This window comes from Comamonas sp. wu1-DMT, assembly GCF_040187805.1.
GTDB lineage: Bacteria > Pseudomonadota > Gammaproteobacteria > Burkholderiales > Burkholderiaceae_C > Comamonas > Comamonas thiooxydans.
On sequence record NZ_JBANEM010000020.1, the window covers coordinates 51,108 to 75,860 of the forward strand.

Consider the following 24,753-nt stretch of genomic DNA (forward strand, 5'->3'; position numbering starts at 1 on the left):
GTGCTAGCTGTCTAGTTTCGAGCCGTCAAACGCTCAAGACTGCGGACCTTCTCCCGGTTTTAGACGACAGGAATCCTCTATGCGCCACGCGCATCCTCTTTCTTTGACAGCCATGGCTTTGCTCATGGCCGGCGTCAGCCCGCCAGTCCTGGCCCAGACGCCCGAGCTGGCTCCCCCGGCCGCCCAATCCCCAGCCAAGGGCAACCGCGTTTTCGATCCCGACGCTCCTACGCTGGCGCTGCAGCATCGGCCACTCGCGGCCGGTGCTGCCATCGTGAGCCAACCCGGCGACTGGAAGGCCGCCAATGCTGCCGTGGGCGAGTTCCCGCGCGGCCATGGCGATGTGCTCAGGTGGGAAAAATCCCAGGGCAATGCCTCCGGCCCAGCCCCGGACAGCGGTGCGCCCGCACATCAGCACCATCACGGAGTCCAGCCATGAAGCGCCTTGCATTCAAAGCCGCGCCATTGCTCGCCGCACTGGCGCTGGCTGGCTGCGCCAGCATCTCGCCCGACGGACTGCGCGGCAACGTGGCCAGACATACCGAAGGCAGGCTGCCCGCGGGTGCACAACTGCCGTCGCCGGACGCGCAAGCCCTGCAGGATGCGCAGACCCAGATTGCCGACTGGCTCAAAGCCCCTGTCGATGCCGACACCGCCGTGCGCATCGCCCTGCTCAACAACCCCGGTCTGCAGGCCCAGCTGGCGCAGCTTGGCATTGCCGACGCGCAGCGCGTGCAAGTGCTGACACTGCCCAACCCCAGCTTTACCTTCGGCCGCTTTCGCAACGGCCACGAGCGCGAGATTGAACGCCAGCTCAGCTTTGGGCTGGTTCAGCTCATCACCCTGCCCTGGCGCAGCCGCTGGCAGGGCTGGCAGATGGAACAGGCCACGCTGACGGCCGCCCAGCAGGTGCTGCTGCTGGCCTCCGACACACGCCGCGCGTGGCTGCGCACCGTGGCAGCCGAGCAGGCTCTGGCCGCCAACGAACGCATGCACGAGGCAGCGGCCTTGGGCGGCGAGCTGGCACGCCGCATGGCCCAGGTCGGCAACTTCAGCAAGATGGACCAGGCCAGAGAACTGGCCCAGCAGCAGCAGGCCTCCGCCCAGCTGGCACGCGCGCGTCTGAACGCCCAGCTGGAACGCGAGCAGCTGGCCCGCCGCATGGGTCTGTGGGGCGAGCAGTTGGCCTACAAGCTGCCCGAGCAACTGCCCGCCTTGCCCAAAGCCACCGAGCTGCGCGGCGGCGATGACGCCGAAGCCACCGCCCTGCGTCAGCGGCTGGATCTGGGCGCTCTGCGCCGCGACCTTGATGTGACCGCCGGCCGCCAGGGCTGGGCCACGATTGGCACCATCTTTGGTGATATCGGCGCCAGCTACAGCAACAACACCAGTACTGAACGCGCCACCGGCCACAGCGACAAGACCCAGGGCTGGGAGTTCGACGTGCCGCTGCCGCTGTTTGACTGGGGCTTTGCCGCGCGCGGCATGGCACGCAACCAGGTGCTGCGCAGCGCATCGCTGCTGCGAGACAACGCCATACGCGCACGCAGCGAAGCCCGCAGCAACTGGCTGGCCTACCGCACGGCTTACGACCTGGCCCAGCAGCAGCAGGCCGAGGTTCTGCCCTTGGCCAAGCTGATGCAGGAAGAAACCGTCTACCGCTACAACGGCATGTTCATGAGTGTGTGGCAGTTGTTGGCCCAGGCCCGCAGCACCACGCAAGCGGTGGTGACCGCCACCGAGGCACAGCGCGACTTCTGGCTGGCCGAGACCGATCTGCGCCTGGCCCTGACAGGCACATCGCCAGGAACCACCCCCACCGTCAACACCAGCGCAGCGCCCGCTGCACAAGCCGAAGCAGGTCACTGATATGCAACGCCGATCCTTTTTCACTGGCGCTGCCACTGCAGTGGCAGCCGCCACAACTTCAATGGCCGTCAGCCGGGTTGCCATGGCGGCCCTGCCCGAGCCCGTCATGCAAGGCAGCGCCGACACGGCTGCGCCTTTGACGCCGCCCAACGGTCGCCCCTACCAACCCGTGGTCACGCTCAACGGCTGGACCACGCCCTGGCGCATGAATGCGGGCGTCAAGGAGTTCCACCTCGTGGCCGAGCCCGTGGTGCGCGAGGTGGCGCCCGGATTTTTCGTCAATATGTGGGGCTACAACGGCCAGTCGCCGGGCCCCACGATCGAAGTGGTGGAAGGCGACAAGGTGCGCATCTTCGTCACCAACCGCCTGCCCGAGAGCACCACCATCCACTGGCATGGCCAGCGTCTGCCCAATGGCATGGACGGTGTGGGCGGGCTGAACCAGCCCCACATCCCGCCGGGCAAGACCTTCGTCTATGAGTTCGAGGCGCGCCGCCCCGGCACCTTCATGTACCACCCGCATTCGGATGAGATGGTGCAGATGGCCATGGGCATGATGGGCTTGTGGATCACCCACCCCAAGACAGCCCACCCGCTGATCGACAAGGTGCAGCGCGACTATGCCTTCCTGCTCAGCGCCTATGCGGTCGAGCCCGGCACCATGACACCGCGCATCAACGAGATGACGGATTTCAATATCTGGACTTTCAACAGCCGCGCCTTCCCCGCCATCAGCCCACTGGTGGCTCGTCAGGGCGACAAGGTGCGCATCCGCGTGGGCAATCTGACCATGACCAACCACCCCATCCATATCCACGGCCATGAGTTCGAGGTCACGGGCACCGATGGCGGCCCCGTTCCAAAGTCCGCCCGCTGGCCCGAGGTGACAACGGATGTGGCCGTGGGCCAGATGCGCCAGGTGGAATTCATTGCCGACGAGCCCGGCGACTGGGCTTTCCACTGCCACAAGAGCCACCACACCATGGGCGCCATGGGTCACGACGTGCCCACCATGATCGGCGTGGACCACCGCGGCCTGGTGGGCAAGATCCAGAAGATCGTGCCCGACTACATGCTGATGGGCGAGCGCGGCATGGGCGATATGGGCGCCATGGAAATGCCTTTGCCCGACAACACCTTCCCCATGATGACCGGCCAGGGCCCTTACGGCCCCATCGAAATGGGCGGGATGTTCACCAGCTTCAAGGTACGCAAAAACCTGGGTGCCAACGACTACAAGGACCCCGGCTGGTACCAGCAGCCCAAAGGGACCCGTGCCTATGAATGGCAGGGCGCACCTTTCGATGCCAAGGCCCCCCGCCAAAGCACGCCCGGCACCGCCCCCGGTGCCGCCACCGTACGCAAACCCGAAACCGGCCCCGCCACGGGTGCACACACCCAGCACTGACGCCAGGAGACTCCCATGAAGACTATTCATTTCATAGCTGCCTGCACTTTGGCAGCAAGCGCTGGCGCTAGTTTTGCGCATGGAAACAGCACCCATGCCAGCGGTCCCGTGATCAAGGAGCAAAAGCCCTGGGGCATTGCCGCCGAGGCCAGGGAGGCCCGGCGCACCATCACCATCCAGATGACGGACGACATGCGCTTCAGCCCCAGTCATTTCAGCGTGAAAAAGGGCGAAACCCTGCGCCTGCGCGTGGTCAACAAAGGCCTTCTCATGCACGAGATGGTGCTGGGCACCCGGGCATCGCTCGATGAGCACGCGCAGATGATGCTCAAGTACCCCGGCATGGAACATGCCGAACCCTATATGGCCCATGTGGCCACAGGCCAGACCGAAGACATGGTGTGGAGCTTCAACCGCGCAGGCGAATTCGACTTCGCCTGCCTGATCGCCGGCCATTACCAGGCCGGCATGACGGGGCGTTTCACCGTCACCGAATAACGCAAGAAAGGAATTCCCGATGACAAGCACCAACCGCCGCCACGTTCTGCATCTGCTGGCCGCCGCTGCCAGCATGGCTGCGCTGCCAGCAATGGCGGCTGCTCCCGCCAAGATTGCCATGGAGGTCTGGAAAGACCCGAACTGCGGCTGCTGCAAGGACTGGATTGCCCTGATGGAGCAGGCTGGTTTCGCCGTCAAGGTGCACGACGTGGGCAACAGCGCCGTACGCGCCAAACTGGGCCTGCCTACCCGCCTGGGTTCCTGTCATACAGCCCTGGTGGGCGGGTATCTGGTCGAAGGCCATGTGCCTGCCGCCGATGTGCACAAGCTGCTGAAGCAAAAACCCAAGGCGCTGGGCATCGCCGTACCGGGCATGCCCATTGGCAGTCCCGGCATGGACGGCCCCGAGTACGGCGGCCGCAAAGACCCCTACGACGTGCTGCTGGTCACCCAAAGCCTGATGCGCAGCGATGTCAGCACCTCGGTCTTCACCAGCTATCGCGGCTGACCCCTCAATTCAGGAGAACATGATGAGAAACCTCTTTCACACCACTTTGGCAGCCCTGAGCCTGGGCTTTGCGCTGATCACTCCCGCTTTGGCGCAGGATCACTCGGCACACGCCGGTCACGGCGCAGCAGCCGGCACTTCTGCAACCGCACCTGCAGCTCAGGCCGATGCATTGACTGCCGGTGAAATCACCCGCGTGGACAAGCGCACAGGCAAGCTGACGATTCGCCACGAAGAAATCAAGAACCTGGACATGCCTCCCATGACCATGGTGTTTGTGCTGGCGGGCGCCAGCCAGTCCAACGACTTCAAAGCCGGTGACAAAGTGCTGTTCCGCGCCGAGGACAAGGATGGCTCGCTGATCATCACCCTCATCCAGCCAGCGTCCTGATGCAGTCTCGCCGTTGAGACGATGACGATGCCATGCAAGCATGGCATCGTCGTCACGTCAGCGCCCCGTGGGCAGTGCAGCGGCATGCCCTGCCACGCGCTCCAGTACATCCCCGGGCACATCACGACCGCTGTGCACCAGCAGATCACAGGCATTGTGACCCTGAGCATCTCTGCGCCGAAGATCGATCCCGGCCGACCAGAACCAGCGCACAGCCTCCCACGCGCCATGGTCCACAGCCAACAGATATGGGGTGCGGCCCTTGTCATCCCCGGTCTTGTCAAGGTCGGCCCCCGCCTGCCGCAGCACTTGCAGCATCTCTGTGCGCCCGTTGAAGGCCGCCCAGGCGGTGGCGGTCATGCCCGTTGCCAGACTCACCTGATCCAGCGGACTGCCTTGCTCCACCAGCCATTGGGCCGCGGCATCATTGCCGCAATTGAGGGCAGTGATCAGCGCATTGAGACCTGTGCTCTTTTGCACATAGGCGATATCGTCACCGTCCCTCAGGCGCAACTCCAGCGCAGCAATATCGCCTTTTTCAGCGGCCTTGAGCAGTTTCATACTCATTTCAGTACATCCATTTCCTGATCAGCGCCCGCCCAAAGCGCTTTTCCAGCAGCACTTCGGCCTGCTCATCGCCATCATCCCGCCCCTGGGCCACGGCGTGACTGCGGCATAGCGACATCAAGGCCAGCGCGTCCAGATAGTCGCCCACATCGTCGAACATACGGGTCAGCAAGGGGCTGCTGTCATGGTCCAGATACCAGACAGAGCCATCGCAGCGGTCAAAGCACCAGAGATTGCCATTGCCCAGGTAGTCCCCGAACACCACCAGCTCGCTCAACTGCGCCTCCAAGGCCAGCGCCTGTTGCGACGCACTCATCTCCACAATATCGGCGATGCCCGGGAACACGACTTGCACCGAACCGATGGCATCCATGTCTGCATCCGGCGCCATCAGATCAAAGCGCGGACTCAGCAAGCGCTCGGCCCAGTCCAGCACACCGAGCTGCAACAGATAGTCACGCAAGGACTGGGGAAGAGCGCAACCCAGGCGCCATTCGCACAGGCGCAGCTCGGCCCGGCTGAAGGGCTTGACTTGAGCCGGCTCTTCGTCCATCCAGGCATGGGCCTGCAGGCCTTGATACCAATGGGCCAGCCGCTGATCGAGCGAAGCATCGGCGGGCAGCCAATACGGCTCGGGCAGGTCGGCCTCATCCCACACGTCATGGTTTTCTACAAAGCGCTGGCTGCGCCCGAACTCGGCCTGCAGAAAACAAGACCATGCCACCGCGTCCGATGGTGAAGGCCAGTGCATCTGAGCGAGCACCGCCACCGGCATCCACGGCACATAGCCCATGCGCGGCACCTCATTCGCATCGCGCGCCACAAAGCGCAAAGCAGGCTGTGTTAGCAGATCTGCTGACGGGGACTGATGTGGCGCATCGAGCTGGGCAGCGGCATCGGCGGGCAGATCCACCCAGTCGCTCAGCGCCAGTTCGGGCAATGCCTGTACCAGCGTAGGCAGGTCTTTGAAGATTTTCATGCTGACTGTGTTTTTTAGGTGCATGGGTGCTCAGGGCTTAGACTGCGCGTCCTATGTTGACGCTAGAGCAGTTTCACTCCGGGCTGGCCAATGGTTCACTGGCCCGCGCACACCATATCAGGCTCTGCGATGGGCTGACCGAGTTCCCCGCCGCGCTTTATCAGCTGGCCGATACGCTGGAGATCCTCGATCTGTCGGGCAACCGGCTCAGCACCCTACCCGATGATCTGACGCGTTTTGCGCGGCTGCGCATTCTGTTTGCCTCGAACAATCCGTTCAGCGAACTGCCCCGCGTGCTGGGCCGCATGCCGCAACTCGAAATGGTGGGCTTCAAGGCCTGCCGCATTGCGCATGTACCCGAGGACAGCCTGCCGGCGCGTCTGCGCTGGCTGATTCTCACGGACAACCGCGTGCAGCAGTTGCCCGAGTCCATCGGCCAATGCACGCGTCTGCAAAAGCTCATGCTGTCATGCAACCAGCTGAGGCAGCTGCCCCAGAGCCTGCAAGTTTGCCAAGCGCTGGAGTTGCTGCGCGTGGCAAGCAACCATTTCGAAGATGCTCCTGAAGTCATCTTCCGGCTGCCACACCTAGCATGGCTGGCGCTTGCAGGCAATCCAATGACTCAAAAACAGGAGCTGGATACGCTTTCAGGGCATGGGATTGAGCCCATTTTCTATCAAAATCTGCAGATCACCGGCAAGCTGGGCGAAGGCGCCAGCGGCCATATCTACCGCGCCAGCCTCAACGGACAGGAGCTGGCACTCAAGGTTTTCAAGGCCGCCCAGACCAGCGACGGCACGCCTCAATCCGAACTGGCAGCAGGCATTGCGGCAGGACAGCATCCTCATCTGCTGACGCCACTGGCGCAGGTTCTGGGCGCTCCTGACGGGCAAATGGCCACGGCCCTGCCCCTGCTGGATTCAGCCCTGCAGCCGCTAGCCGGTCCGCCAAGCTTCGACAGCTGCACACGTGATGTCTATGACCCCGAACTTCGCCTGCAAGCCAACCAGGCCCAGCAGCTGCTGCAAGGCATACGCTCTGCCATCACCCATCTGCACGGCCGTGGTCTGCTGCATGGTGATCTGTATGCCCACAATATCCTGTGCAATCTGCAGACCGGGCACGCCGTGCTCAGCGACTTTGGGGCCGCTGCGCTTTTGCAGGGCCTGCCCGAAACGCAGAAAGCGCAGCTGCAGCAGATTGAGCTGCGTGCGCTGCGCTATCTGGAGGATGAGGTTCAGGCTCTTGTCGGCTGAGTCTTACTGCAAGAATGCGGGCTTGGCATAACCCGCAAACTTGCTGTCCACCACGCCCTTGAACTCGGCGGACTTGTAGGCTGCAGCCAGATCCTTGGCCCATTGCGCATCCTTGTCCTTGGTCTTGACGGCCACGATGTTCAGATAATGCTCGGGCGTTTTTTCCAGCAGCACCGAATCTGAAAGCTTCAGGCCCGAGGAGATCGCAAAGTTGCCGTTGATGATGGCGTACTGTGCATCATCGAGCGCGCGCGGCAGATGAGCCGCATCCAGGGGCACGAGCTTGATCTTCTTGGGATTGGAGGCCAGATCCAGCTCGGACACGCGCAGCGGGTTCACGCCTTCCTTGAGCCTGACCAGACCCGCCTGCTGCAGCAGCAGAATGCCCCGAGCCAGATTGCTGGCGTCGTTGGGCAGGGCAATGCGATCGCCCTCCTTCAACTCGGCCAGACTTTTGCGCTGCTTGCTGTAGACGCCCATGGGCGCAATCGGCCCCTGTACCAGGGCCGTCAGATCCAGCTTGCGGTCACCCTTGAACTGGTTGAAATACACCTCGTGCTGGAAGAAATTGGCATCCAGCGAACCGTCGGCCAAAGCCAGGTTGGGCTGGACATAGTCGTTGAACTCCACCAGGCGAACCTTGTAGCCCTTCTTCTGCAGAATGGGAACTATGCCGTATTGAAGCTGGTCGATGTTGGAGCCGGCCGTGCCACCGATGACCAGTTGCTTTTTGCCGGCGTCCTGGGCTGCGGCCTGCAGGGCACCCATAGCCAGAGCGGCTCCCGCCAGCAGGGCGGTGGCCAGAAGACTGCGGCGGCGGTGCGCTACGGAAAAAAGAGTGGTCATGCTTTGCTCCTCGTTGATGTACTGTGTTTTGATATCAAAGGTCTGACTCTGCATCCATGCAGAGGCCTTTGCAGTATCCAGACAGGGAGAGCAAATTCCAACCAATAAAAACCCATGCTCTTATTTGCTTTTCATCTAAAACCGGCAAATCCACGAGCATGAAAAAAGGGCCGCATCGCGGCCCTTGACGTCTTCAGTCCAACCCCATCACTTCAGGAAAGCAGGCTTGGAGTAGCCGGGGAACTGGCTGTCCACCACGGCCTTGAACTCTGGCGAGCGGTAGGCAGCAGACAGATCCTTGGCCCACTGGCTGTTTTCGTTGCCGGTCTTCACGGCCACCACGTTCAGGTACAGATCGGGAGTCTTTTCCAGCACCACGGCCTCGCTCAGCTTCAGACCCGAGGAAACGGCAAAGTTGCCATTGACCACCACATAGTCAGCATCTTCGAGCACACGCGGCAACTGGGCTGCCTCCAGCGCCACAAACTTGAGCTTGTGGGGATTGGCGGCCAAATCCAGCTCGGAGATACGGGCCGGGTTCACCCCTTCCTTGACCTTGACGAGGCCTGCCTGCTGCAACACCAGCAATGCACGAGCCAGGTTGCTGGGGTCATTGGGCAGAGCCACCTTGGCGCCGCTCTTGATATCGGCCAGAGACTTGTGCTTTTTGCTGTACACGCCCATGGGTGCCACCGGGCCCTGAGCAATCGCAGTCAGCGCCAGCTTGCGATCCGTGGCGAACTGATCGAAATAGGCACGGTGCTGGAAGAAATTGGCATCCAGCGAACCGTCGGACAGCGCCAGATTGGGCTGAACATAGTCATTGAACTCGATCAGCTTGATCTGATAGCCCTTTTTCTGCAGCTGAGGCACTATGCCTTTTTGCAGCAAGTCATAGTTGGAGCCGGCGGTGGCGCCAATCAGCAGGTTCTTCTTGGCCGGGTCCTGCGCCAGAGCAGGTACACCGGCAGTCGCCAGCAATGCGACTGCGGCAGTGGCCAGAACGGCACGGCGGCTGGCGGCAAAAGAAAAATGAGCGGGCATGGATCTCTCCTTGAATTGGATGCGCGTGGGCAGCACGGCTCTCATTTGTTTACCGAGCTGCAACAATGTGAGCAAGTATGACCCCTACACGGGCAAACCCTAAAGAATAAAAAACCATCTATTTATCCATAAAAACATATAAGAAATACAAGGAGTACTGGCATGAGCGCTTTTTCAACGATTCAAGATCTGCTCGCACACGAAGGCCATATCGGCCGTGTGCAGGGCATCTCCGTCGGCCATTTCAGCGACTCGCGTCGCCCCACGGGCTGCACCGCCGTGCTTTGCCCTCAAGGCGCCGTGGGCGGTGTGGATGTGCGCGGCGCAGCCCCTGGCACGCGCGAGACCGATTTGCTGCACCCAAGCAATCTGGTGCAGGAGGTCCACGGCATCATGCTGGCCGGCGGCAGCGCCTGGGGGCTGGACGCCGCCACAGGGGCCGTGCGCTGGTTGGAAGAGCAAGGTGCCGGCCTGAATATTGGCGTGGGCCGGATTCCGCTGGTGCCGGCAGCCGTGCTCTTCGACGTGATGATGGGCGATATGCGCATACGCCCCGATGCTGCGGCCGGCTATGCCGCCTGCCGGAATGCGGGGCTGGACTCAGGCACCGGGCGACCCGCCGAGGGCAGCGTAGGCGCTGGCGCTGGCGCCGTGGTGGGCAAGGTCTTCGGCCATGAACGCGCCATGAAGGGCGGCATAGGCACGGCCAGCTTTACCGTCGATGGCGTCACCGTGGGAGCCATCATTGCCTGCAATGCGCTGGGCGATATATTCAACCCCTTCAACGGCGAGTTGCTGGCCGGGGCGCGCACGGCAGACGGCCTGCAACTGCGTGGCACCCGCGATGCCTTGCTGGCGGGCGAGGAGCCCAGGCCGGTTCTGGCCGGCAGCAACACCACGATTGGCGTCGTAGCGACCGACGCTGTCATCACCAAGGCCCAGGCTCATCGCCTGGCCGTGGTAGCCCATGACGGCCTGGCACGTGCCATCAACCCCGTGCATACCATGAGCGATGGCGACAGCCTGTTTGCCCTGGGCACGGGTCGCAGCGGCAAATCGCCGGGAATGATGACGCTGAGCACCTTGGCGGCCGAAGCCGTGGCCATAGCCACTGCGCGCGCCGTCTTGCTCGCCCAATCGGTACGCATCGAAGGCCAGACGACGCTGCCCAGCCATCAGGATTTAAGCGCAAGCAGCTAGGCCATCGCCTCAAGTCGCCGCAACTGCCCCTGCGTCAGCAATTTGTCGCGCATGCGGCGCGTCATGGACTGGGTGCTTCCGTCTTCGGCGGTAAACAGAAACAGGCTTTGTTGCGGGCTGACCCAGGTGAGCTTGGTGCGCAGTTGCTGGCGCTCGTTGCACAGCTCCACCCAGGTGCCCAAAGGCCATTCGGCAACATCAGCAGGCTTGCTCTGCCCCATGGATGCATGTGCCGCCATGGGAGCAGAAACAACTGCCTCAGTCTCGTCCAATGGAGCACTTGCTGTCTTTTGCGGCGCTGTGGTCTTGAAGACAGGTCCTGAGGAATGGGCTGCGGCCTGAACCTGCGCCTCTCGCATCACGGCCACTAATGGCAGATCCTCGACTCTGTCGGTCAGTACCGGCAAGGTGATATCCAGTCCTGCGCGCACGGTTTCTGAGGCGCCATCCAGACCCGCCAGCACGCTGGGCAGTTCACCGAGTACACCCACCTTGGCAAATTCGTCGGAGCTGGACTGGCCCGCGACCTCGGCCGCATCCAGTACCCGCTGCTGAAGGCTTCCCAGTCGGGCCGCCAGTGCGGCGATTTCGACATCCGTGCGGCCCACGCTGCGCAAGCCTCGCGCCAGGCGGCGCTGCAGCTTGGGCGCCATGGCAACCAGCCGCGTCACATCCTGAGCGGCCTGCGGCGACACGCTCCACAGCAGGCTGGGCACCAGCGCCAGATAGCCCCCCGGGTCGCGCTCCTGCCCTGGCTCAGCCCGCTGCTGTGCCTGGGCAATCACACCGGCCCAAGGGCCGGTCACAAAATCCAGAATATCTTCAGGCACACCCTTGGCACTGGGCAAACTGCGAATCATCTGCGCCAGTTGCAGGGCATCGGGCTTGATCTGCTCGATGGCGCCCACAATCTGACGATCGACCAGCCCCAGCGCCGAGCTCATCAGCCCTGGCCGCGTGGAATGCTCGACCTCGGTATGCTGGCTCAGAGCCGCAATGCGGCTCATACGTCCTTCCGGCGGCCACTGCTCGCGCACAAATTGCAGCACTCGGGCAAATACATTGGCATTTGCCTGCCCTGCACTAGCCAACTGGTTCGCCGCAGCCTCTGCCACGGTGATGAAGTGGGCAAATCCCAGAGCAGATTCGCTGGCAAACCAGAGGCTGCGAGCCGTCAGCTCGTCCAGCAACTGCCGTGCCGGGTGCAAGCGATCTTCAAAGAAAACACCGTCTTGCGCCACCAACTGGCTCAACATGGGTTCAAGCCGCAACAAGACCCGCTGCACCGGCGGCAGCAGGCGGCCGTCGCTGGTCATATGGCTCATCATTCGCTGCAGCGTGCGTATCTGAATCAGAGCACTGGGCGCCTGACTGGGCTGTGGTGCGCGCAATCCCCTCAGAGCACTGGGTACCCAGGGTTGTTGCGAAGTCTGCAGCGCATTGGCCGAATACGAAGTCCAGCCTGGCTCCAGCCCCGAATCTTGCACAGGCGCGATAGAGGCCGGCTCGGTCGCCGGCCAACCCGCCAGCATGGAGTCTGTCAGCGACTGGGGCACGGTGCAACGCGAATCATCAATCCAGCGCAGATCTGAGGCCAACTCCTGCAATAGCCGCAAGGTCAGCAGGCATTGAGGCCGGGTGTCGCCGTCCGCGCCATAGCGGGCAGGCTGCACGCCATGCTGGCGCAGCAAATTGGCAGCACGGGAATATTCAGAAGCCAGAATCGAGCCCAGCTGCTGCGACACGAATTCATGCCAGCAATCGGCCACTTCCGTGGCGGGCTGAACAGCCGTCAACGACTGGCTCAAAGCGCGTACATAGTTCTCCAGCCGCAGCGGATTGCACTCTGGCCGAGCGGATTCAAGCCCCTGAGCGCCGCTCATCAACGCATCCAGATCAGCCAGCGCCAGCTCGACCTGGGGCTCGACCATCTGCACCAGCTTGTGCTCGGCCTTGAGCTGACGGCTGGCCGACTCGGCCATGGCCGCCAATGGCAAAAGCCGGCCAGTGACAGTATCCAGCGTCTGTGCAGAAAAGGAAAAAGGTTGGCGCGCTGACAGTACCAGCGCCTCCAGCAAATTCTGCGGGAAGCTGCTGATCACCGAGGCCCGGTGCTGCTGCAGGTTATGCAGCGCAGCGCCGAGCACATCGCGCCTTACAGAGTGGAAACCCGTCGAAAGCGATTGCTCCAACGCATATTCGGTGCGCTGCAACAATCGCAGCGCGAATGCATCAGCGCCACGCACCACCTGGACAAGGCAGGTGCGCAGCACGGAAACGGATGCATGTGCGAGGCTCATAGCCCCTAAGAATACCCGCTCCAGCCGATGCTGGAGACATTTTGATGCTTACTTCAACGCCTTGTAACGCATGCGCTTGGGCGCAGCACCTTCCTCACCCAGTCGTTTCTTCTTATCGGCTTCGTACTCCTGGTAGTTGCCGTCAAAGAATACCCACTGGGAATCGCCTTCGGCGGCCAGGATATGCGTGGCAATACGGTCCAGGAACCAGCGGTCATGCGAGATGACCATCACGGTACCGGCATATTCCAGCAGCGCGTCTTCCAGCGCACGCAGGGTTTCCACGTCCAAGTCATTGGAGGGCTCGTCCAACAGCAGCACGTTGCCGCCTTGAATCAGCGTCTTGGCCAGGTGCAGGCGACCGCGCTCGCCACCGGAGAGGTTGCCGACCTTCTTTTGCTGGTCTTGGCCGTTGAAGTTGAAGCGGCCCGCGTAAGCGCGCGACGCCATGGTGAACTTGCCCACGGTGATCATGTCCAAACCGCCGGAGATGTCTTCCCACACGGTCTTTTCGTTGGCCAGCTCATCACGGTGCTGGTCCACAAAGGCCATCTTCACGGTCTGGCCGATATCCACCGTACCTGAATCAGGCTGCTCCTTACCCGCGATCAGCTTGAACAGAGTCGACTTACCGGCACCATTCGGTCCGATGATGCCGACGATGGCACCAGCGGGAATGTTCATCGAAAGGTTGTCGATCAGCATGCGGTCGCCAAAGGACTTGGAGACATTGGTGAACTCGATGACCTTGGAGCCCAGACGCTCGGCCACAGGAATGAAAATTTCCTGTGTTTCATTGCGCTGCTGGTATTCGTAATCGCTCAGCTCTTCAAAGCGCGCAATACGGGCCTTGGACTTGGCCTGACGACCCTTGGCATTCTGGCGCACCCACTCCAGTTCCTTCTTCAAGGCCTTGGCACGTGCTTCTTCGCCCTTTTGCTCGGCTTCCAGGCGGTTGCCCTTCTGGATCAGCCAGTCGGAGTAGTTGCCCTTGTAGGGAATGCCATGGCCACGGTCCAGTTCCAGAATCCATTCGGCCGCGTTGTCGAGGAAGTAGCGGTCGTGGGTAATGGCGACCACGGTGCCGCTGAAGCGGTGCAGGAACTGCTCCAACCAGTCCACGGACTCGGCGTCCAAGTGGTTGGTCGGCTCGTCCAGCAGCAGCATGTCAGGCTTGGACAGCAGCAGCTTGCACAGGGCAACGCGGCGCTTTTCGCCACCGGAGAGCTGACCCACGATAGCGTCCCATGCCGGCAGGCGCAGTGCATCCGCAGCGATTTCCAGCTGATGTTCAGAGTCCGTTCCCGCAGCAGCGATGATGGCTTCCAGCTCACCTTGCTCGGCAGCCAGGGCGTCAAAGTCCGCATCTTCTTCTGCGTAAGCTGCGTACACCTCTTCCAGACGGGCCTTGGCATTGTTCACCTCGGCCATGGCTTCTTCCACGGCCTGGCGCACGGTGTGCTCGGGATTGAGCTGAGGCTCCTGAGGCAGGTAGCCGATGGACAGGCCCTGCATGGGGATGGCTTCGCCTTCATACTCCTTGTCCACACCGGCCATGATCTTCAACAGCGAAGACTTGCCCGAGCCGTTCAGACCCAGCACGCCGATCTTGGCGCCGGGGAAGAAACTCAGGGAAATGCCTTTCAAGATCTGGCGCTTGGGCGGCACCGTCTTGGTCAGCTGATTCATCGAAAAAACGTATTGAGCCATGTCCGAATTGCTTTGAGTTACTTGGATTTATGCAAAAAAGTGTGCCGCTTTACACGGCAATCAAACCATGATTATCGGTGCATGCGACAATACCCCTCGCAACAGGCGTCCAGTTGCCTGCTGCAGCAGCACTTCAGCTGGGGACAAAGGAAGCGTTTCCAAGCTCCCAACACGCAAACTATATCTGCCTACAACTGGCCAGGCACCCCACGGGTGCCATGACAGGCTGATACCCCGCGCCCAGGATTGGCGCAATTGATCACAATGACATTTGAAGAACTGAATCTGGCACCCGCCATTCTGAAGGCCGTACAAGAACAGGGTTATGAAAACCCGACTCCCATTCAGGCACAGGCCATTCCTCTGGTTCTCGCCGGGCACGATCTGCTGGCCGGCGCCCAGACCGGTACCGGCAAGACTGCCGCCTTCACGCTGCCCATGTTGCAGCGCCTGGCAAGCGGCACAGCGCCCAAGAACAAGTTTGGCGGCAAGGGAATCCGCACTCTGGTGCTGACCCCTACCCGCGAACTGGCGGCCCAGGTGGAAGAAAACCTGCGCGGCTATGCCAAGTATCTAGACATCACCTCGACGGTGATTTTTGGCGGTGTCGGGATGAAACCGCAGATCGCCCGCATCGAAAAAGGCGTGGACGTTCTGGTTGCCACGCCCGGCCGTCTGCTGGACCTGGCCGGTCAGGGCTTCATGGACCTGTCCACCGTCGAGATGCTGATCCTGGACGAGGCCGACCGCATGCTGGACATGGGCTTCATCCATGACGTCAAGAAGGTTCTGGCGCTGGTGCCCAAGGACAAGCAAAGCCTGCTGTTCTCTGCCACCTTCAGCGATGAAATTCGCGAGTTGGCCAATGGTCTGCTGCGCAACCCCCAATCCATCCAGGTCACGCCGCGCAACACCACCGTGCAGCGCATCAAGCAGGTGATCCACCCCGTGGGACGCGGCAAGAAAAAGCAGGTGCTGCTGCACATCATCCAGGAAAACAACTGGAGTCAGGTGCTGGTCTTCACCCGCACCAAGTTTGGCGCCAACAACGTGGCCGAGTACCTGACCAAGAACGGCGTTTCCGCCATGGCTTTGCACGGCAACAAGAGCCAGAGCGCCCGTACCCAGGCCTTGGAAGGCTTCAAGACAGGCGAACTGCGTGCGCTGGTGGCAACAGATATCGCGGCACGCGGCATCGACATTGATGAACTGCCCAATGTGGTGAACTACGAGATCCCCAATATCTCGGAAGACTATGTACACCGTATCGGCCGTACCGGCCGTGCCGGCCGCGAAGGCAACGCAGTCAGCCTGGTCTGCATGGACGAAGAAGGCTTCATGATGGATATCGAGCGCTTTACCAAGCAGGAGATTCCGGTGCAGCCCATCGAAGGGTTTGGTCCTGAAGAAGGCGAAATCGCCGAGCCCATTGCCATGGGCCGACAAACCCTGTGGGGTGGCGCTGGCAAGCCTCCCAGCCGCGATGTGATGCAGGCAGCTGCCAAGGCAGCCCGCCAGGAAATGATGGAGCGCATCCGCTCCAACAAGACTCCCAATGGCGGCCGCGGTGGCCGCCGCCCTGCTGCCGCAGATGCCCAGCAAGGCGAAGCAGAAGGTGAAGCACAGCAACGCCCCGCACGCCAGCACAAGCCCCGCAGCAACAACCGCGTCAACAGCCAGCGCAGCCAGGGCCAGCAAGCTGTCGAACGCGGCGAACGCAACTCCGATCGCGGCGCAGAGCGCAACGGCGAGCGCAGCAACTCCTTCGGCCCGAGCGAGCGTGCTCCACGCCCCCAGGGCAACAACGATCAGCAGCGCACTCCCAAGCGCGGCGGCGCCCGCCAGTTCGGTGATCGTGAACGCGGCAACCGCTACGACGACCAACCCCCCCCGCGCCGATGCGCACCTGGGCACGCAGCAAGGACATGCCCGCCACAACGGCGCGCGCGGCAGCAATGCCGGTGGCCAGCCAGATCCAATGCGCACCAGCGTGGACAGCATGGCTGACCGTGGTCGCCGTGGCGGCTTTGGCGGCGGTCGCGGTGGCTTCGGCGGAGGCAATCGCGGTGGCAACCGTGGAGGCTTTGGCGGCGGTTACGGCCGTTAATCCACGGCGTCTATGGCTGAAGGTGTGAAACTACCTTCAACCCAACCTCCTGAAGGGCTGCAATCTCCAATATTGCAGCCCTTCTGTTTTTTCCAGCTGCAGCATCGCTGCGTGCTGACAGCCGACAGCAAGCCAGCCGACCTAATATGGGCTCCAGATGTGCGAAGCTTGAGCTTCCGCTCTTGGCATGTTCTTTTTATCTGCGTTGAACTTATGACATTTCTTACCAAGCCTGTTTTCTCTCATGCCAAGCGCACGCAGTCCGTCTGGACCCAAAGCATGCTCAAGCTGACGACAGTGGGCTCGGCAGTGCTATTGACGGCCTGTGCCAATGTGCAGCTGCCGCCCTGGGCTGGCATGTCAGGCCCTGCAACGGCCCCAGCCCCCTCCGCAGCAAGTTCTCCTGCCGCCCCTTCGGTGATCAGCCAGGCGGTTGCCCCTACGCCACAGCTGACTGCCCTGCCCTATAACCCGGCCATCGAGTCTCGCTTTACCGACCCCACCACTCTTTATGACACTCCGGGTCTGGGTAGCGGGCGACAGCAGTTCAGCACGCAGACAGAAATTTCTGCATGGTTGCAATCAGTGAGCAGCAAGGCTGGTAACGGCTCGCAACTGTCCACCGTCACTATCGGTACCTCTCAAAGAGGACTGCCGATTCAAGCGCTTATTGCGACTCAAGGCCAAAGCACCCAGGCAACAACCATCAACAGCAGCGGCAAACCCACTGTGCTCTTGGTCGGCGGCCAACGTGGCGACGAACCTGCCAGCACTGAGGCCCTGTTGGTCGTCGCACGTGAACTGAGCCAGGGCGGCCTGCTGGCGCCCTTGCTGCAGCAGACCAACATCATCATCGTACCCCGGGCCAATCCTGATGCGGCAGGCACAGCCAGCCACGTCACAGCAGACGGCACAGACCTCGTTCACGATCATCTTCTGCTAAGCACTCCGGAAGCACAGGCCCTCGCCCGCCTGACCCGTAACTACCGGCCTGCAGCTGTGATTGATCTACGTGAATTTGCAGCAGCTGGCACGTTGCTGCAGAAATTTCAGGCCGTGCAGCGCTACGACGTACTACTGCAACCCGCTGCCACGGCCAATGCACACGAATTTGTCAACAAGGCAGCACGAGAGTGGTTCAGCCAACCCATACGCAACGCTCTCAAGCAGGCAGAGCTCAGCAATGAATGGTTTTTTCAGCCCAGTGCTCAGCCTGAGGACAAATCAATGTCCATGGCCGGTTTGACTGCCGACACTCTTGCCAACACCAGCAGCCTCAAAAACTCTGTCGCTCTGCTGATAGCCAGCCGCGGCTCCGACCTGGGGCGCCTGCACATTCAGCGCCGCGTGCACAGCCTGGTCACTGCGGCAACTGCAGCACTGCGAGCCACGGCCGAGAAATCAAAAAACCTGAAGCAGGTCGAATCCTTTGTGTCCCGCGATATTTCCGCTCTCGCTTGCCGCAACACCCTGACCATCCAGGCCAAACAAACACCTGAGCAGCGCACCATCCGCATGCTGCAGGCCGAATCCGGCCAGGAAATCGAAGCCCGTGTGGACTGGAATTCATCGCTGAACATAAAGCCCGAACAAAGCCGTCCCCGCCCATGCGGTTACTGGCTGTCGGCTGACTCAGGGCGAGCCGTCGACCGTTTGCGCCTACAGGGAGTGCAAGTCATGCAGATTGCAGAATCTGGTCAGATGCTGGCAGAAAACTACACCCCATCCCGTACCGGCAGCAACACCCCCGTGCTGACGCGTGGCGCCATTGAAGCGCCAATGGGCAGCTACTACATCACCCTCAACCAGGCAAAAGCGCATTTGGCGACTGCAGCTCTCGAACCTGACACACCCTTCAGCTATGTAAGCAAAAGCCTGATTACTGCCCCCACGGACATTGCACGCGTCGTCGCCGCACCATCGGTCGTTTTTGAAGAAGAAATGGAATGAAAATATAGAGGCAAGATCGCAGAGTCTTAAATGCACTCTGCGCACACTGCTGATGCAGAAACAAAAAGCCCATTCATGCAATTGCATGAATGGGCTTTTTCTTCGCTTGGCCTGCCCGACAGGGATCGAACCTGTGACCCACAGCTTAGAAGGCTGTTGCTCTATCCAACTGAGCTACGGGCAGATGATTGATTTCACTAGGTTTCTTCGCTCTGGACTCAACCTAGATTTGCGGAGCGCTCCGCATTGGTCATTTCTCGTTTGATATGACCGATCGTTATTATGCCTTGGTTCGGGCCGCCTTCGGTACAACGTACGGCAGGTATGCATCCACCGCCAAAAGGGTCGCAGGAGGGTTGATGGCGGTCAATTGATATACTGTATGCATGTACAGCCATCGACTCTTGAGCGGCATGCCCGTCCAACTCACTGCCTCCCCAGTTGCTTTGCCTCTGGCAGATTGCAGCGTGCGCGCAGGCTTCCCCTCACCGGCCGAGGACTTCTCGGGGAAGCGGCTGGACATAGCTGAATTGCTGGTTGAGCACCCCCAGGCCACATTTCTACTACGCGTGGCCGGGCCATCCATGCGCGAATACGGCATCGATGACGGAGACATGATCTTGGTCGATCGTGCGCTGCGCCCCCGCCATGGCAGCATCGTCGTGGCTATCATTGATAGTGACTTCACTGTCAAAGTGCTGCACACCGCCAGCGGCTCCTGCAAACTCAGGGCCGGCAATCCCACCTATCCCGACATCGTGCCCAAAGAGGGGCAGACTCTGGAAATCTGGGGCGTCGTAACCAGTTGCATCAAGCGCTTTGCCAGGTGAACACATGCACATTCCCGCCAAACGACGGCCAGAGTTTGAAGCGGCCCGCGTATACGAGTACCCCGAGCACCTGCTCGCCTCGCTAGAGGGGGTGCCAGCTGCACCGGGCGTCTATATTTTTCATGCCGCCGAAGGCGAGTTGCCGCTGTACATCGGAAAAAGCATCAACCTGCGCGCCAGGCTGCTCTCGCACTTTCGCACCGAAGATGAGGCCCGAATGCTGCGCCAGGCAGCGCGCATCAGCTTCATACGCACTGCTGGCGAAATCGGGGCCCTGCTGCTGGAAGCGCAACTCATTAAGCAGCAGCAACCGTTGTTCAATCAGAAGTTGCGCCGTAACCGGCAACTGTGCGCGCTGCAGCTGGCCAGCGATCAGCCGCAAGTCATCTACTCGCGAGACATCGACTTTGCCAGCACACCCGACATTTTTGGTCTATATGCAAGCCGTCATTCAGCCCTTGAGGCGCTGCGTGATCTCGCCGATCAGCACAAGCTTTGCTATGGCGCGCTGGGCCTGGAGAAGCTGGCCCAAGGCCGCGCTTGCTTTCGCAGCATGGTGCGTCAATGTGCCGGTGTCTGCCACGGCGTAGAAACCTCAGAGCAGCATCGGGCCCGGCTCATCGAAGCCCTTGAAGGCCTGCGCGTGGTGACCTGGCCCTTTTCTGGAGCCGTCGGCATCGAGGAAAAGTGCGAGGACATGCGGCAGATCCATGTCATCCACAACTGGTGCTACCTGGGCAGCGCCCCGACCGTGCAAGCCGCGCGCAAGCTCAACAGCGTGGCCGCAGGCTTCGATGCGGACGGCTACAAGATCCTGTGCCGCCCCATCCTCGGCGGCAGCGCCAAGATCATCCCCTTGTAGGGGGAGCAAATGTTTGCGCTCATCGACGGCAACAACTTCTACGTCAGCTGCGAGCGGGCTTTCCGGCCCGCTTTGCAAGGCATTCCTGTCATCGTCCTGAGCAATAACGACGGTTGCGCCATCTCACGCTCCGATGAGGCCAAGGCCCTGGGCGTGAAGATGGGGCAGCCGTTTTTTCAGTTGCGTGATCTGGTCGAGCACAAGGGCCTCGTCTGCCTCTCACCTAATTTTGAGCTGTACGGCGACATGAGCGACCGCATGATGTCGCTGGCTGCCGGTCTGGGCCCCACCCAGGAGATCTACAGCATTGATGAGTCATTCATCGGGGATCTGGACGGCGTGCGGGATCTGACGCGCCGCGCCTTTGCTATTCGGGCACGCATCCTGAGATGGACAGGTATCCCTACATGCATAGGCCTGGCCCCCACCAAGACCCTGGCCAAGCTCTGCAACCATGTCGCCAAGGACTCGGAGCGCAAGCCTGGCAGCTATCCCGCAGAGCTGCAGCGGGTCTGCAACTGGGCCGAGCTATCCGAGCAGCAACGCATCGATATCCTCGGCCGCACCGCCGCTGGCGAGATCTGGGGCGTGGGCCGGCGTATCTCGGCCCAGCTGGCCGAGCAAGGCGTGCTGACGGCACTGGACCTGGCCAGGCTGCCCGCCCATGCCGCGCGCGATGGCTGGAGCGTGGTGCTTGAGCGCACCGTGCGCGAGTTGCAAGGCGTCAGCTGCATGAGCTTGGAGCTGGCCCCAGCTGCCAAAAAGCAGATTGCATGTACCCGCAGCTTCGGCCACCCCATCACCACCCTCCCCCCACTGATTGAAGCCGTGAGCGAATTTGCGACCAGGGCCGCAGAAAAGCTGCGCGCTGGCGGCTTGCGCGCAGGTGCCCTGCATGTTTTCGCGCACACATCGCCATTTAGGCCCGGCCCCAAGTTCTACAACATGGCCGTGATGCAGCTGCAGCCCCCATCCTCCGACACCAAGGCCCTCGTGAATGCCGCTGTGCGCGGCCTGCGCATGATTTATGAGCCCGGCTACCAGCTCTCCAAGGCCGGAGTGATGCTGCAGGATCTGTGCCCGGCAACCGTTCACCAAGGCGACCTGCTTTTCGAGGAACCAGGCCGCGATCAGAGTAAGCTGATGGAGGCCATGGACAAGGTCAACAAGCGCTTTGGCAAGGGCACGGTGCATGTCGCCAGCACTGGTGTGCCCGAGTTGGACGAGAGCGGCTGGCGCATGCGACAAGAACGCCGCACACCGAGATACACCACGAAACTGGATGACATTCCCATTGCTAGGGCTTAAGGACGATGACCTTCTATGCAATGTTACAAAAAACAACAAACACTAAATGTAGTGCCAAGTGGCACGTTTGTACGCCCCAAACACTAGATGTAGTGTCCATTCCAAGAAGTCACCGATCACAGAAGTGGCAGGAAGTCAAGAAGAAGTATTAAAAATATCTTTACTGAGCTAAACTAGCCCCAACACACCCGCCACACGTCCTAGCTTCGGCTAGGGTCTGCCTTAAAAAGCAGCGTGCAAAAGGCGGGTTTTTCATGCCCGAAAGTTCTTAGTGTGTCCCTAACCACTTTCACTAAATCGGCGTCAAATCCCAGCACGCTGCTTACCAAGCTCGAAGGCCAAGGTCTTCAAGTGGCGGATCGGTCGACGGCGCTCAACTATCTCCAATATGTTGGCGGCTACCGACTCAAGGGATATTGGCACCACCTCATCGACAAAGCAACCAATCAATTCCCACAAGGCTACAGCTTTACTGATATAGCTAATCGTTGCGAGTTTGATCGAGAGCTACGAGCTGCGACGATTGAAGCCATAGACAGGCTAGAGGTTGCAATTCGATCTAGCATCGCCAATTATCTAAGTCAGAAACATGGCCCACATTGGTTCTTAAAGCCATCCGCATTCAAACCCACAAAAGCATGGGGTCTTGGCCAACTTCTCCAAAAAATTGAGAGTGAAGTAGGCCGCGGAAAGAACAATTTCGTGAAGCACTACTTCAGCAAGCACGATGACCCGTACCTTCCTCCAAGCTGGTCAATTAGTGAATGCGTGAGCTTTGGCCTATGGTCAAGAACCTACGAAATCCTGCGCGATACCAATGACAAAAAGGCAATCGCCATGAAGTTCAACATTGATCAACCCAATGTGTTCGCGTCTTGGATTCACGCGATAACAGTTCTTCGAAATGTTGTAGCACATCACGGCCAACTCCTCGGCAATACTCAAAATGTCAGCCCTTGCGAGTACAAGAGACTGGGAATCATTTTTAAGGACAACAAGGAGTTCTTTGCCTTAGCCACTGTTATTCAGTACATGCTCACCCAGACATCGCTACCCAATCGCTGGAAAGCAGATCTGAAAGCCATCTTCGACAAATATCCAACCGTCAAAATCTTGGAGGTTGGGTTCCCACAGAATTGGGAAACCCAGCCTGGCTGGTGAACTCAAAAAGGGCTCTTGCAGCTCTATTTTGCCGTTTCATCGCAAAAAAAAATCCCGGTGGAAGCAAGTTTGCGCATCTACTGCAGACGCTCGATTAGCGCCCTGTCTACCTGTACCTGCCCCTTCAGGGCGTTGACTTGGGCGTCCCGGCGCTCGACCAGTCCGACAAGCTGGCCAACCACGCCCGCGCCTCCCGCAGCAAGGGCTGCGAGTCGCTGGTGCTGATCTGCGAGATCTCGGCAGGCACCGGCGTCACCGGCAAGCTGGGCGTTGCGGGTTGCCGCAGCCCTGATGTCGTGCTGCAGGCCTGCAATGCGGGCAGCATCAGCAGTGCGCCCAGCCTCCAGACGGGCCATTTCTTGCGTGTAGTCATGGGTGTTTTCCTGTTGGGCAGCACCGTGCCCAACCACGGCCGCCGCTTTCTTTTCTGTAGCTGCTTGCGCTTGCTGAGCCTGCGCCGCCGCCGCTTTTGACTGTGAAGTCTCGACCTTGGCCAGCCGCTGGGTCTGCACTGCCAGCAGCAGGGCAAGGGCCAGGGCCAGCCACGGCCAGATCCGGGACGCGCCGGTCATGCCAGCCCCCGCTCGCACAGATGGCGCTCTGCCGCGCGGCGTTTGACCAGGCCAGGCAACTGCTTGCCGCCTGCGAAGGTCCAGCGGCTCAGCTCGGCGCAGGCTCCGTCAATGTCGCCCGCATTGGCCTTGCGCACCAGGGTGCTGCGGCAGAAGGCGTCATCCCCCACGTTGAAGGCAAAGCTCAGGAAGGCCGCCCGCTGTCCATCGGTCAGCGGCGCACGCACGCAGCTCAGGGCGTCGGCATGCTTGGCCAAGTCCTTGTAAAGCATCTCCTCGCACTGCTCACGAGTGAACGTCTGCCCATCGCGCAGCTCGGGGCCGGTATGCCCCGTGCAACTGGTCAACACGTTGACCGGGTCGCGGTAGCTGCGCAGCACGGTGCCCTCGTACTTCTGCACCAGGGGCACGGCCAGGGCCACGGCAGCGCCGCCAATGGCCGCAATCAGTTTTTCTTTCCAGCTCATCGGCTTGTCACTCCTTTCATTGCAGTCCAGAAGCCCACACAGGCACCGCCCAGCATGACGATGGCTGCCAGTGGCTTGGCAATGGCTGCCACCCAGTTCAGCACCTTGAATGCCCCCTTCATGGCGGTGAAAAATTCCAGCATTTCCGTCAGTTGCTGCTTGAGTTCCTGCAGCTCCTGACGCTCTTGTTGAAGCTCCTGGGCCAGAGCCTTCAGATCGCGCTCGATGGTCGCCATGCGCTCACTCCCTTTGTCCAACCGTTCTTTAATCTGCCCATGCTCCTGCACAGGCAGCTCATCGATTAGCTCCTCCATCAGCCCCTCCTATGGCTTGGTTGTAATGAACAGCAGCAGGCAAAACAGCGCCGGTGCCAGCGCATCCAGGCCACTGGCCCAGTTCCAGGCCCTGGGATCAAACCCACCCCACCAGGGCATGCCCGCGCGATGGCCTGCGGCAAATGCCTGAATCCATCGGTACTCGGCCTGGGTGTGCTCGCGCGCCAGCCACCAGCTGCAGGCCAGCGCCCCACCCAGCCACCAGTTGCCCACCACCAGGCCGACCAGGGTCTGGGCCAGCATGGCGATCAGCGCGTGAATCAGCGGCGTCCAGTCCATCAGGCGCTCGCAGTCACCGGCACGGCGCCGAAGAGGTCGGTACCCTCGATGGTGGGTGCCAGCTCATACAGCCACTGCACCACATCACCACCGGGCGGCACCTCGGGCACATCGATCACGCGGCTGGTCAGCGGGCGCTTGCCGGCTTGAAATGCCGACTGGCTCACATAGCCCTGAAACACGGTCTGACTGCCTGGCGAGTTGAGCGTGCGGATCGTGTATTGCGCGATCACGAAATGGGTAATGGGCGCACCCGAGTCGTCGTCAAACAGGGAAGCGTGAAGGCCAATAATTTTTTCAGTCATG

General features: G+C 60.9%; 24 protein-coding genes, 1 tRNA gene and 1 pseudogene. 14 read left to right on the top strand and 12 right to left on the bottom strand.

Annotated elements, in window-relative coordinates; genetic code table 11:
• Positions 1 to 79: 79 nt before the first annotated feature.
• From V8Z78_RS22335 to V8Z78_RS22360, 6 genes are read left to right on the top strand one after another with little or no spacing between them, the layout of a single operon-like run.
• A complete protein-coding gene (locus tag V8Z78_RS22335; protein ID WP_179625824.1) occupies positions 80 to 439 on the top strand; it encodes a hypothetical protein in 360 nt (119 codons plus the stop codon).
• Positions 436 to 1,869 (top strand): TolC family protein, encoded by a 1,434-nt coding sequence (locus V8Z78_RS22340; protein ID WP_349732165.1) that lies wholly within the window; start codon positions 436 to 438, stop codon positions 1,867 to 1,869. Before V8Z78_RS22335 ends, V8Z78_RS22340 begins: the two co-directional genes overlap by 4 nt.
• A gap of 1 nt (position 1,870) precedes the next feature.
• Complete coding sequence (locus V8Z78_RS22345; RefSeq protein ID WP_034361657.1) at positions 1,871 to 3,277, top strand: multicopper oxidase family protein; 1,407 nt, start codon at positions 1,871 to 1,873, stop codon at positions 3,275 to 3,277.
• Between the two features lie 15 nt (positions 3,278 to 3,292).
• Positions 3,293 to 3,775 carry a cupredoxin domain-containing protein gene (locus V8Z78_RS22350; protein WP_256630085.1) on the top strand — a complete coding sequence of 161 codons (483 nt, stop codon included), beginning with the start codon at positions 3,293 to 3,295 and terminating at the stop codon, positions 3,773 to 3,775.
• 19 nt (positions 3,776 to 3,794) lie between these two features.
• Positions 3,795 to 4,283, top strand: a complete 489-nt coding sequence (locus V8Z78_RS22355; RefSeq protein ID WP_349732166.1) for a DUF411 domain-containing protein — start codon at positions 3,795 to 3,797, stop codon at positions 4,281 to 4,283.
• 22 nt (positions 4,284 to 4,305) lie between these two features.
• On the top strand, positions 4,306 to 4,674 hold the full coding sequence (locus V8Z78_RS22360) for a copper-binding protein (protein ID WP_349732167.1): 369 nt from the start codon (positions 4,306 to 4,308) through the stop codon (positions 4,672 to 4,674).
• Positions 4,675 to 4,731: 57 nt separating this feature from the next.
• On the opposite strand, the gene V8Z78_RS22365 is transcribed toward V8Z78_RS22360, so the two are convergent.
• Positions 4,732 to 5,241, bottom strand: coding sequence for an ankyrin repeat domain-containing protein (locus tag V8Z78_RS22365; protein WP_349732168.1), 510 nt, complete (start codon positions 5,239 to 5,241; stop codon positions 4,732 to 4,734).
• Position 5,242: 1 nt separating this feature from the next.
• Complete coding sequence (locus V8Z78_RS22370; RefSeq protein ID WP_349732169.1) at positions 5,243 to 6,220, bottom strand: SMI1/KNR4 family protein; 978 nt, start codon at positions 6,218 to 6,220, stop codon at positions 5,243 to 5,245.
• A 53-nt stretch (positions 6,221 to 6,273) separates the two neighbouring features.
• On the opposite strand from V8Z78_RS22370, the gene V8Z78_RS22375 reads away from it, so the two are divergent.
• Complete coding sequence (locus V8Z78_RS22375; RefSeq protein ID WP_046462628.1) at positions 6,274 to 7,476, top strand: leucine-rich repeat-containing protein kinase family protein; 1,203 nt, start codon at positions 6,274 to 6,276, stop codon at positions 7,474 to 7,476.
• Positions 7,477 to 7,479: 3 nt separating this feature from the next.
• On the opposite strand, the gene V8Z78_RS22380 is transcribed toward V8Z78_RS22375, so the two are convergent.
• On the bottom strand, positions 7,480 to 8,322 hold the full coding sequence (locus V8Z78_RS22380; RefSeq protein WP_034361679.1) for a MetQ/NlpA family ABC transporter substrate-binding protein: 843 nt from the start codon (positions 8,320 to 8,322) through the stop codon (positions 7,480 to 7,482).
• 207 nt (positions 8,323 to 8,529) lie between these two features.
• Positions 8,530 to 9,366: a MetQ/NlpA family ABC transporter substrate-binding protein gene (locus V8Z78_RS22385; RefSeq protein ID WP_349732170.1), complete on the bottom strand. Its 837-nt coding sequence runs from the start codon at positions 9,364 to 9,366 to the stop codon at positions 8,530 to 8,532.
• A gap of 162 nt (positions 9,367 to 9,528) precedes the next feature.
• Between V8Z78_RS22385 and V8Z78_RS22390 the strand changes: the two genes are divergently transcribed.
• Positions 9,529 to 10,566: a P1 family peptidase gene (locus tag V8Z78_RS22390; RefSeq protein WP_349732171.1), complete on the top strand. Its 1,038-nt coding sequence runs from the start codon at positions 9,529 to 9,531 to the stop codon at positions 10,564 to 10,566.
• On the opposite strand, the gene V8Z78_RS22395 is transcribed toward V8Z78_RS22390, so the two are convergent.
• Together V8Z78_RS22395 and ettA are read right to left on the bottom strand one after the other, a co-directional pair.
• Positions 10,563 to 12,866, bottom strand: a complete 2,304-nt coding sequence (locus V8Z78_RS22395) for a DUF1631 family protein (protein ID WP_349732172.1) — start codon at positions 12,864 to 12,866, stop codon at positions 10,563 to 10,565. The genes V8Z78_RS22390 and V8Z78_RS22395 overlap by 4 nt on opposite strands.
• A 48-nt stretch (positions 12,867 to 12,914) precedes the next feature.
• A complete protein-coding gene (gene ettA, locus V8Z78_RS22400; protein ID WP_003063408.1) occupies positions 12,915 to 14,576 on the bottom strand; it encodes an energy-dependent translational throttle protein EttA in 1,662 nt (553 codons plus the stop codon).
• Positions 14,577 to 14,840: 264 nt separating this feature from the next.
• Between ettA and V8Z78_RS22405 the strand changes: the two are divergent.
• Together V8Z78_RS22405 and V8Z78_RS22410 are read left to right on the top strand one after the other, a co-directional pair.
• Positions 14,841 to 16,683: pseudogene (locus tag V8Z78_RS22405) on the top strand (DEAD/DEAH box helicase).
• A 213-nt stretch (positions 16,684 to 16,896) separates the two neighbouring features.
• On the top strand, positions 16,897 to 18,633 hold the full coding sequence (locus V8Z78_RS22410; protein WP_039050894.1) for a M14 family zinc carboxypeptidase: 1,737 nt from the start codon (positions 16,897 to 16,899) through the stop codon (positions 18,631 to 18,633).
• Between the two features lie 107 nt (positions 18,634 to 18,740).
• Here the strand turns inward: V8Z78_RS22410 and V8Z78_RS22415 are convergent.
• Positions 18,741 to 18,817 (bottom strand) — tRNA-Arg (locus V8Z78_RS22415).
• A gap of 229 nt (positions 18,818 to 19,046) precedes the next feature.
• On the opposite strand from V8Z78_RS22415, the gene V8Z78_RS22420 reads away from it, so the two are divergent.
• The 4 genes from V8Z78_RS22420 to V8Z78_RS22435 all read left to right on the top strand — a co-directional run bounded on the left by V8Z78_RS22420 (position 19,047) and on the right by V8Z78_RS22435 (position 22,794).
• Positions 19,047 to 19,463, top strand: coding sequence for a LexA family protein (locus tag V8Z78_RS22420; RefSeq protein WP_349732173.1), 417 nt, complete (start codon positions 19,047 to 19,049; stop codon positions 19,461 to 19,463).
• Positions 19,464 to 19,467: 4 nt separating this feature from the next.
• Positions 19,468 to 20,325 carry an excinuclease Cho gene (gene cho / locus V8Z78_RS22425; RefSeq protein ID WP_349732174.1) on the top strand — a complete coding sequence of 286 codons (858 nt, stop codon included), beginning with the start codon at positions 19,468 to 19,470 and terminating at the stop codon, positions 20,323 to 20,325.
• A 9-nt stretch (positions 20,326 to 20,334) separates the two neighbouring features.
• Positions 20,335 to 21,633 carry a Y-family DNA polymerase gene (locus V8Z78_RS22430; protein WP_349732175.1) on the top strand — a complete coding sequence of 433 codons (1,299 nt, stop codon included), beginning with the start codon at positions 20,335 to 20,337 and terminating at the stop codon, positions 21,631 to 21,633.
• 273 nt (positions 21,634 to 21,906) lie between these two features.
• Positions 21,907 to 22,794, top strand: a complete 888-nt coding sequence (locus V8Z78_RS22435) for an Abi family protein (RefSeq protein WP_349732176.1) — start codon at positions 21,907 to 21,909, stop codon at positions 22,792 to 22,794.
• Between the two features lie 77 nt (positions 22,795 to 22,871).
• Here the strand turns inward: V8Z78_RS22435 and V8Z78_RS22440 are convergent, their stop codons facing one another.
• The 5 genes from V8Z78_RS22440 to V8Z78_RS22460 are packed head-to-tail and all read right to left on the bottom strand — an operon-like array spanning position 22,872 to position 24,752.
• Positions 22,872 to 23,366, bottom strand: a complete 495-nt coding sequence (locus V8Z78_RS22440) for a hypothetical protein (RefSeq protein ID WP_349732177.1) — start codon at positions 23,364 to 23,366, stop codon at positions 22,872 to 22,874.
• A complete protein-coding gene (locus V8Z78_RS22445) occupies positions 23,363 to 23,833 on the bottom strand; it encodes a lysozyme (RefSeq protein ID WP_349732178.1) in 471 nt (156 codons plus the stop codon). The genes V8Z78_RS22440 and V8Z78_RS22445 overlap by 4 nt, the downstream gene beginning before the upstream one ends.
• Complete coding sequence (locus tag V8Z78_RS22450; RefSeq protein WP_349732179.1) at positions 23,830 to 24,147, bottom strand: hypothetical protein; 318 nt, start codon at positions 24,145 to 24,147, stop codon at positions 23,830 to 23,832. Before V8Z78_RS22450 ends, V8Z78_RS22445 begins: the two co-directional genes overlap by 4 nt.
• 9 nt (positions 24,148 to 24,156) lie before the next feature.
• A complete protein-coding gene (locus V8Z78_RS22455) occupies positions 24,157 to 24,447 on the bottom strand; it encodes a hypothetical protein (RefSeq protein WP_349732180.1) in 291 nt (96 codons plus the stop codon).
• Positions 24,447 to 24,752 carry a hypothetical protein gene (locus tag V8Z78_RS22460; RefSeq protein ID WP_349732181.1) on the bottom strand — a complete coding sequence of 102 codons (306 nt, stop codon included), beginning with the start codon at positions 24,750 to 24,752 and terminating at the stop codon, positions 24,447 to 24,449. The genes V8Z78_RS22455 and V8Z78_RS22460 overlap by 1 nt, the downstream gene beginning before the upstream one ends.
• Position 24,753 lies beyond the last annotated feature (1 nt).

What these genes read in the sequence shown, in the direction of transcription:
- V8Z78_RS22335 (WP_179625824.1), top strand. Translation starts at nt 80, where the DNA reads ATGCGCCACGCGCATCCTCTTTCTTTGACAGCCATGGCTTTGCTCATG.
- V8Z78_RS22340 (WP_349732165.1), top strand. Translation starts at nt 436, where the DNA reads ATGAAGCGCCTTGCATTCAAAGCCGCGCCATTGCTCGCCGCACTGGCG.
- V8Z78_RS22345 (WP_034361657.1), top strand. Translation starts at nt 1,871, where the DNA reads ATGCAACGCCGATCCTTTTTCACTGGCGCTGCCACTGCAGTGGCAGCC.
- V8Z78_RS22350 (WP_256630085.1), top strand. Translation starts at nt 3,293, where the DNA reads ATGAAGACTATTCATTTCATAGCTGCCTGCACTTTGGCAGCAAGCGCT.
- V8Z78_RS22355 (WP_349732166.1), top strand. Translation starts at nt 3,795, where the DNA reads ATGACAAGCACCAACCGCCGCCACGTTCTGCATCTGCTGGCCGCCGCT.
- V8Z78_RS22360 (WP_349732167.1), top strand. Translation starts at nt 4,306, where the DNA reads ATGAGAAACCTCTTTCACACCACTTTGGCAGCCCTGAGCCTGGGCTTT.
- V8Z78_RS22365 (WP_349732168.1), bottom strand. Translation starts at nt 5,241, where the DNA reads ATGAGTATGAAACTGCTCAAGGCCGCTGAAAAAGGCGATATTGCTGCG.
- V8Z78_RS22370 (WP_349732169.1), bottom strand. Translation starts at nt 6,220, where the DNA reads ATGAAAATCTTCAAAGACCTGCCTACGCTGGTACAGGCATTGCCCGAA.
- V8Z78_RS22375 (WP_046462628.1), top strand. Translation starts at nt 6,274, where the DNA reads ATGTTGACGCTAGAGCAGTTTCACTCCGGGCTGGCCAATGGTTCACTG.
- V8Z78_RS22380 (WP_034361679.1), bottom strand. Translation starts at nt 8,322, where the DNA reads ATGACCACTCTTTTTTCCGTAGCGCACCGCCGCCGCAGTCTTCTGGCC.
- V8Z78_RS22385 (WP_349732170.1), bottom strand. Translation starts at nt 9,366, where the DNA reads ATGCCCGCTCATTTTTCTTTTGCCGCCAGCCGCCGTGCCGTTCTGGCC.
- V8Z78_RS22390 (WP_349732171.1), top strand. Translation starts at nt 9,529, where the DNA reads ATGAGCGCTTTTTCAACGATTCAAGATCTGCTCGCACACGAAGGCCAT.
- V8Z78_RS22395 (WP_349732172.1), bottom strand. Translation starts at nt 12,866, where the DNA reads ATGAGCCTCGCACATGCATCCGTTTCCGTGCTGCGCACCTGCCTTGTC.
- ettA (WP_003063408.1), bottom strand. Translation starts at nt 14,576, where the DNA reads ATGGCTCAATACGTTTTTTCGATGAATCAGCTGACCAAGACGGTGCCG.
- V8Z78_RS22410 (WP_039050894.1), top strand. Translation starts at nt 16,897, where the DNA reads ATGACATTTCTTACCAAGCCTGTTTTCTCTCATGCCAAGCGCACGCAG.
- V8Z78_RS22420 (WP_349732173.1), top strand. Translation starts at nt 19,047, where the DNA reads ATGCCCGTCCAACTCACTGCCTCCCCAGTTGCTTTGCCTCTGGCAGAT.
- cho (WP_349732174.1), top strand. Translation starts at nt 19,468, where the DNA reads ATGCACATTCCCGCCAAACGACGGCCAGAGTTTGAAGCGGCCCGCGTA.
- V8Z78_RS22430 (WP_349732175.1), top strand. Translation starts at nt 20,335, where the DNA reads ATGTTTGCGCTCATCGACGGCAACAACTTCTACGTCAGCTGCGAGCGG.
- V8Z78_RS22440 (WP_349732177.1), bottom strand. Translation starts at nt 23,366, where the DNA reads ATGACCGGCGCGTCCCGGATCTGGCCGTGGCTGGCCCTGGCCCTTGCC.
- V8Z78_RS22445 (WP_349732178.1), bottom strand. Translation starts at nt 23,833, where the DNA reads ATGAGCTGGAAAGAAAAACTGATTGCGGCCATTGGCGGCGCTGCCGTG.
- V8Z78_RS22450 (WP_349732179.1), bottom strand. Translation starts at nt 24,147, where the DNA reads ATGGAGGAGCTAATCGATGAGCTGCCTGTGCAGGAGCATGGGCAGATT.
- V8Z78_RS22455 (WP_349732180.1), bottom strand. Translation starts at nt 24,447, where the DNA reads ATGGACTGGACGCCGCTGATTCACGCGCTGATCGCCATGCTGGCCCAG.
- V8Z78_RS22460 (WP_349732181.1), bottom strand. Translation starts at nt 24,752, where the DNA reads ATGACTGAAAAAATTATTGGCCTTCACGCTTCCCTGTTTGACGACGAC.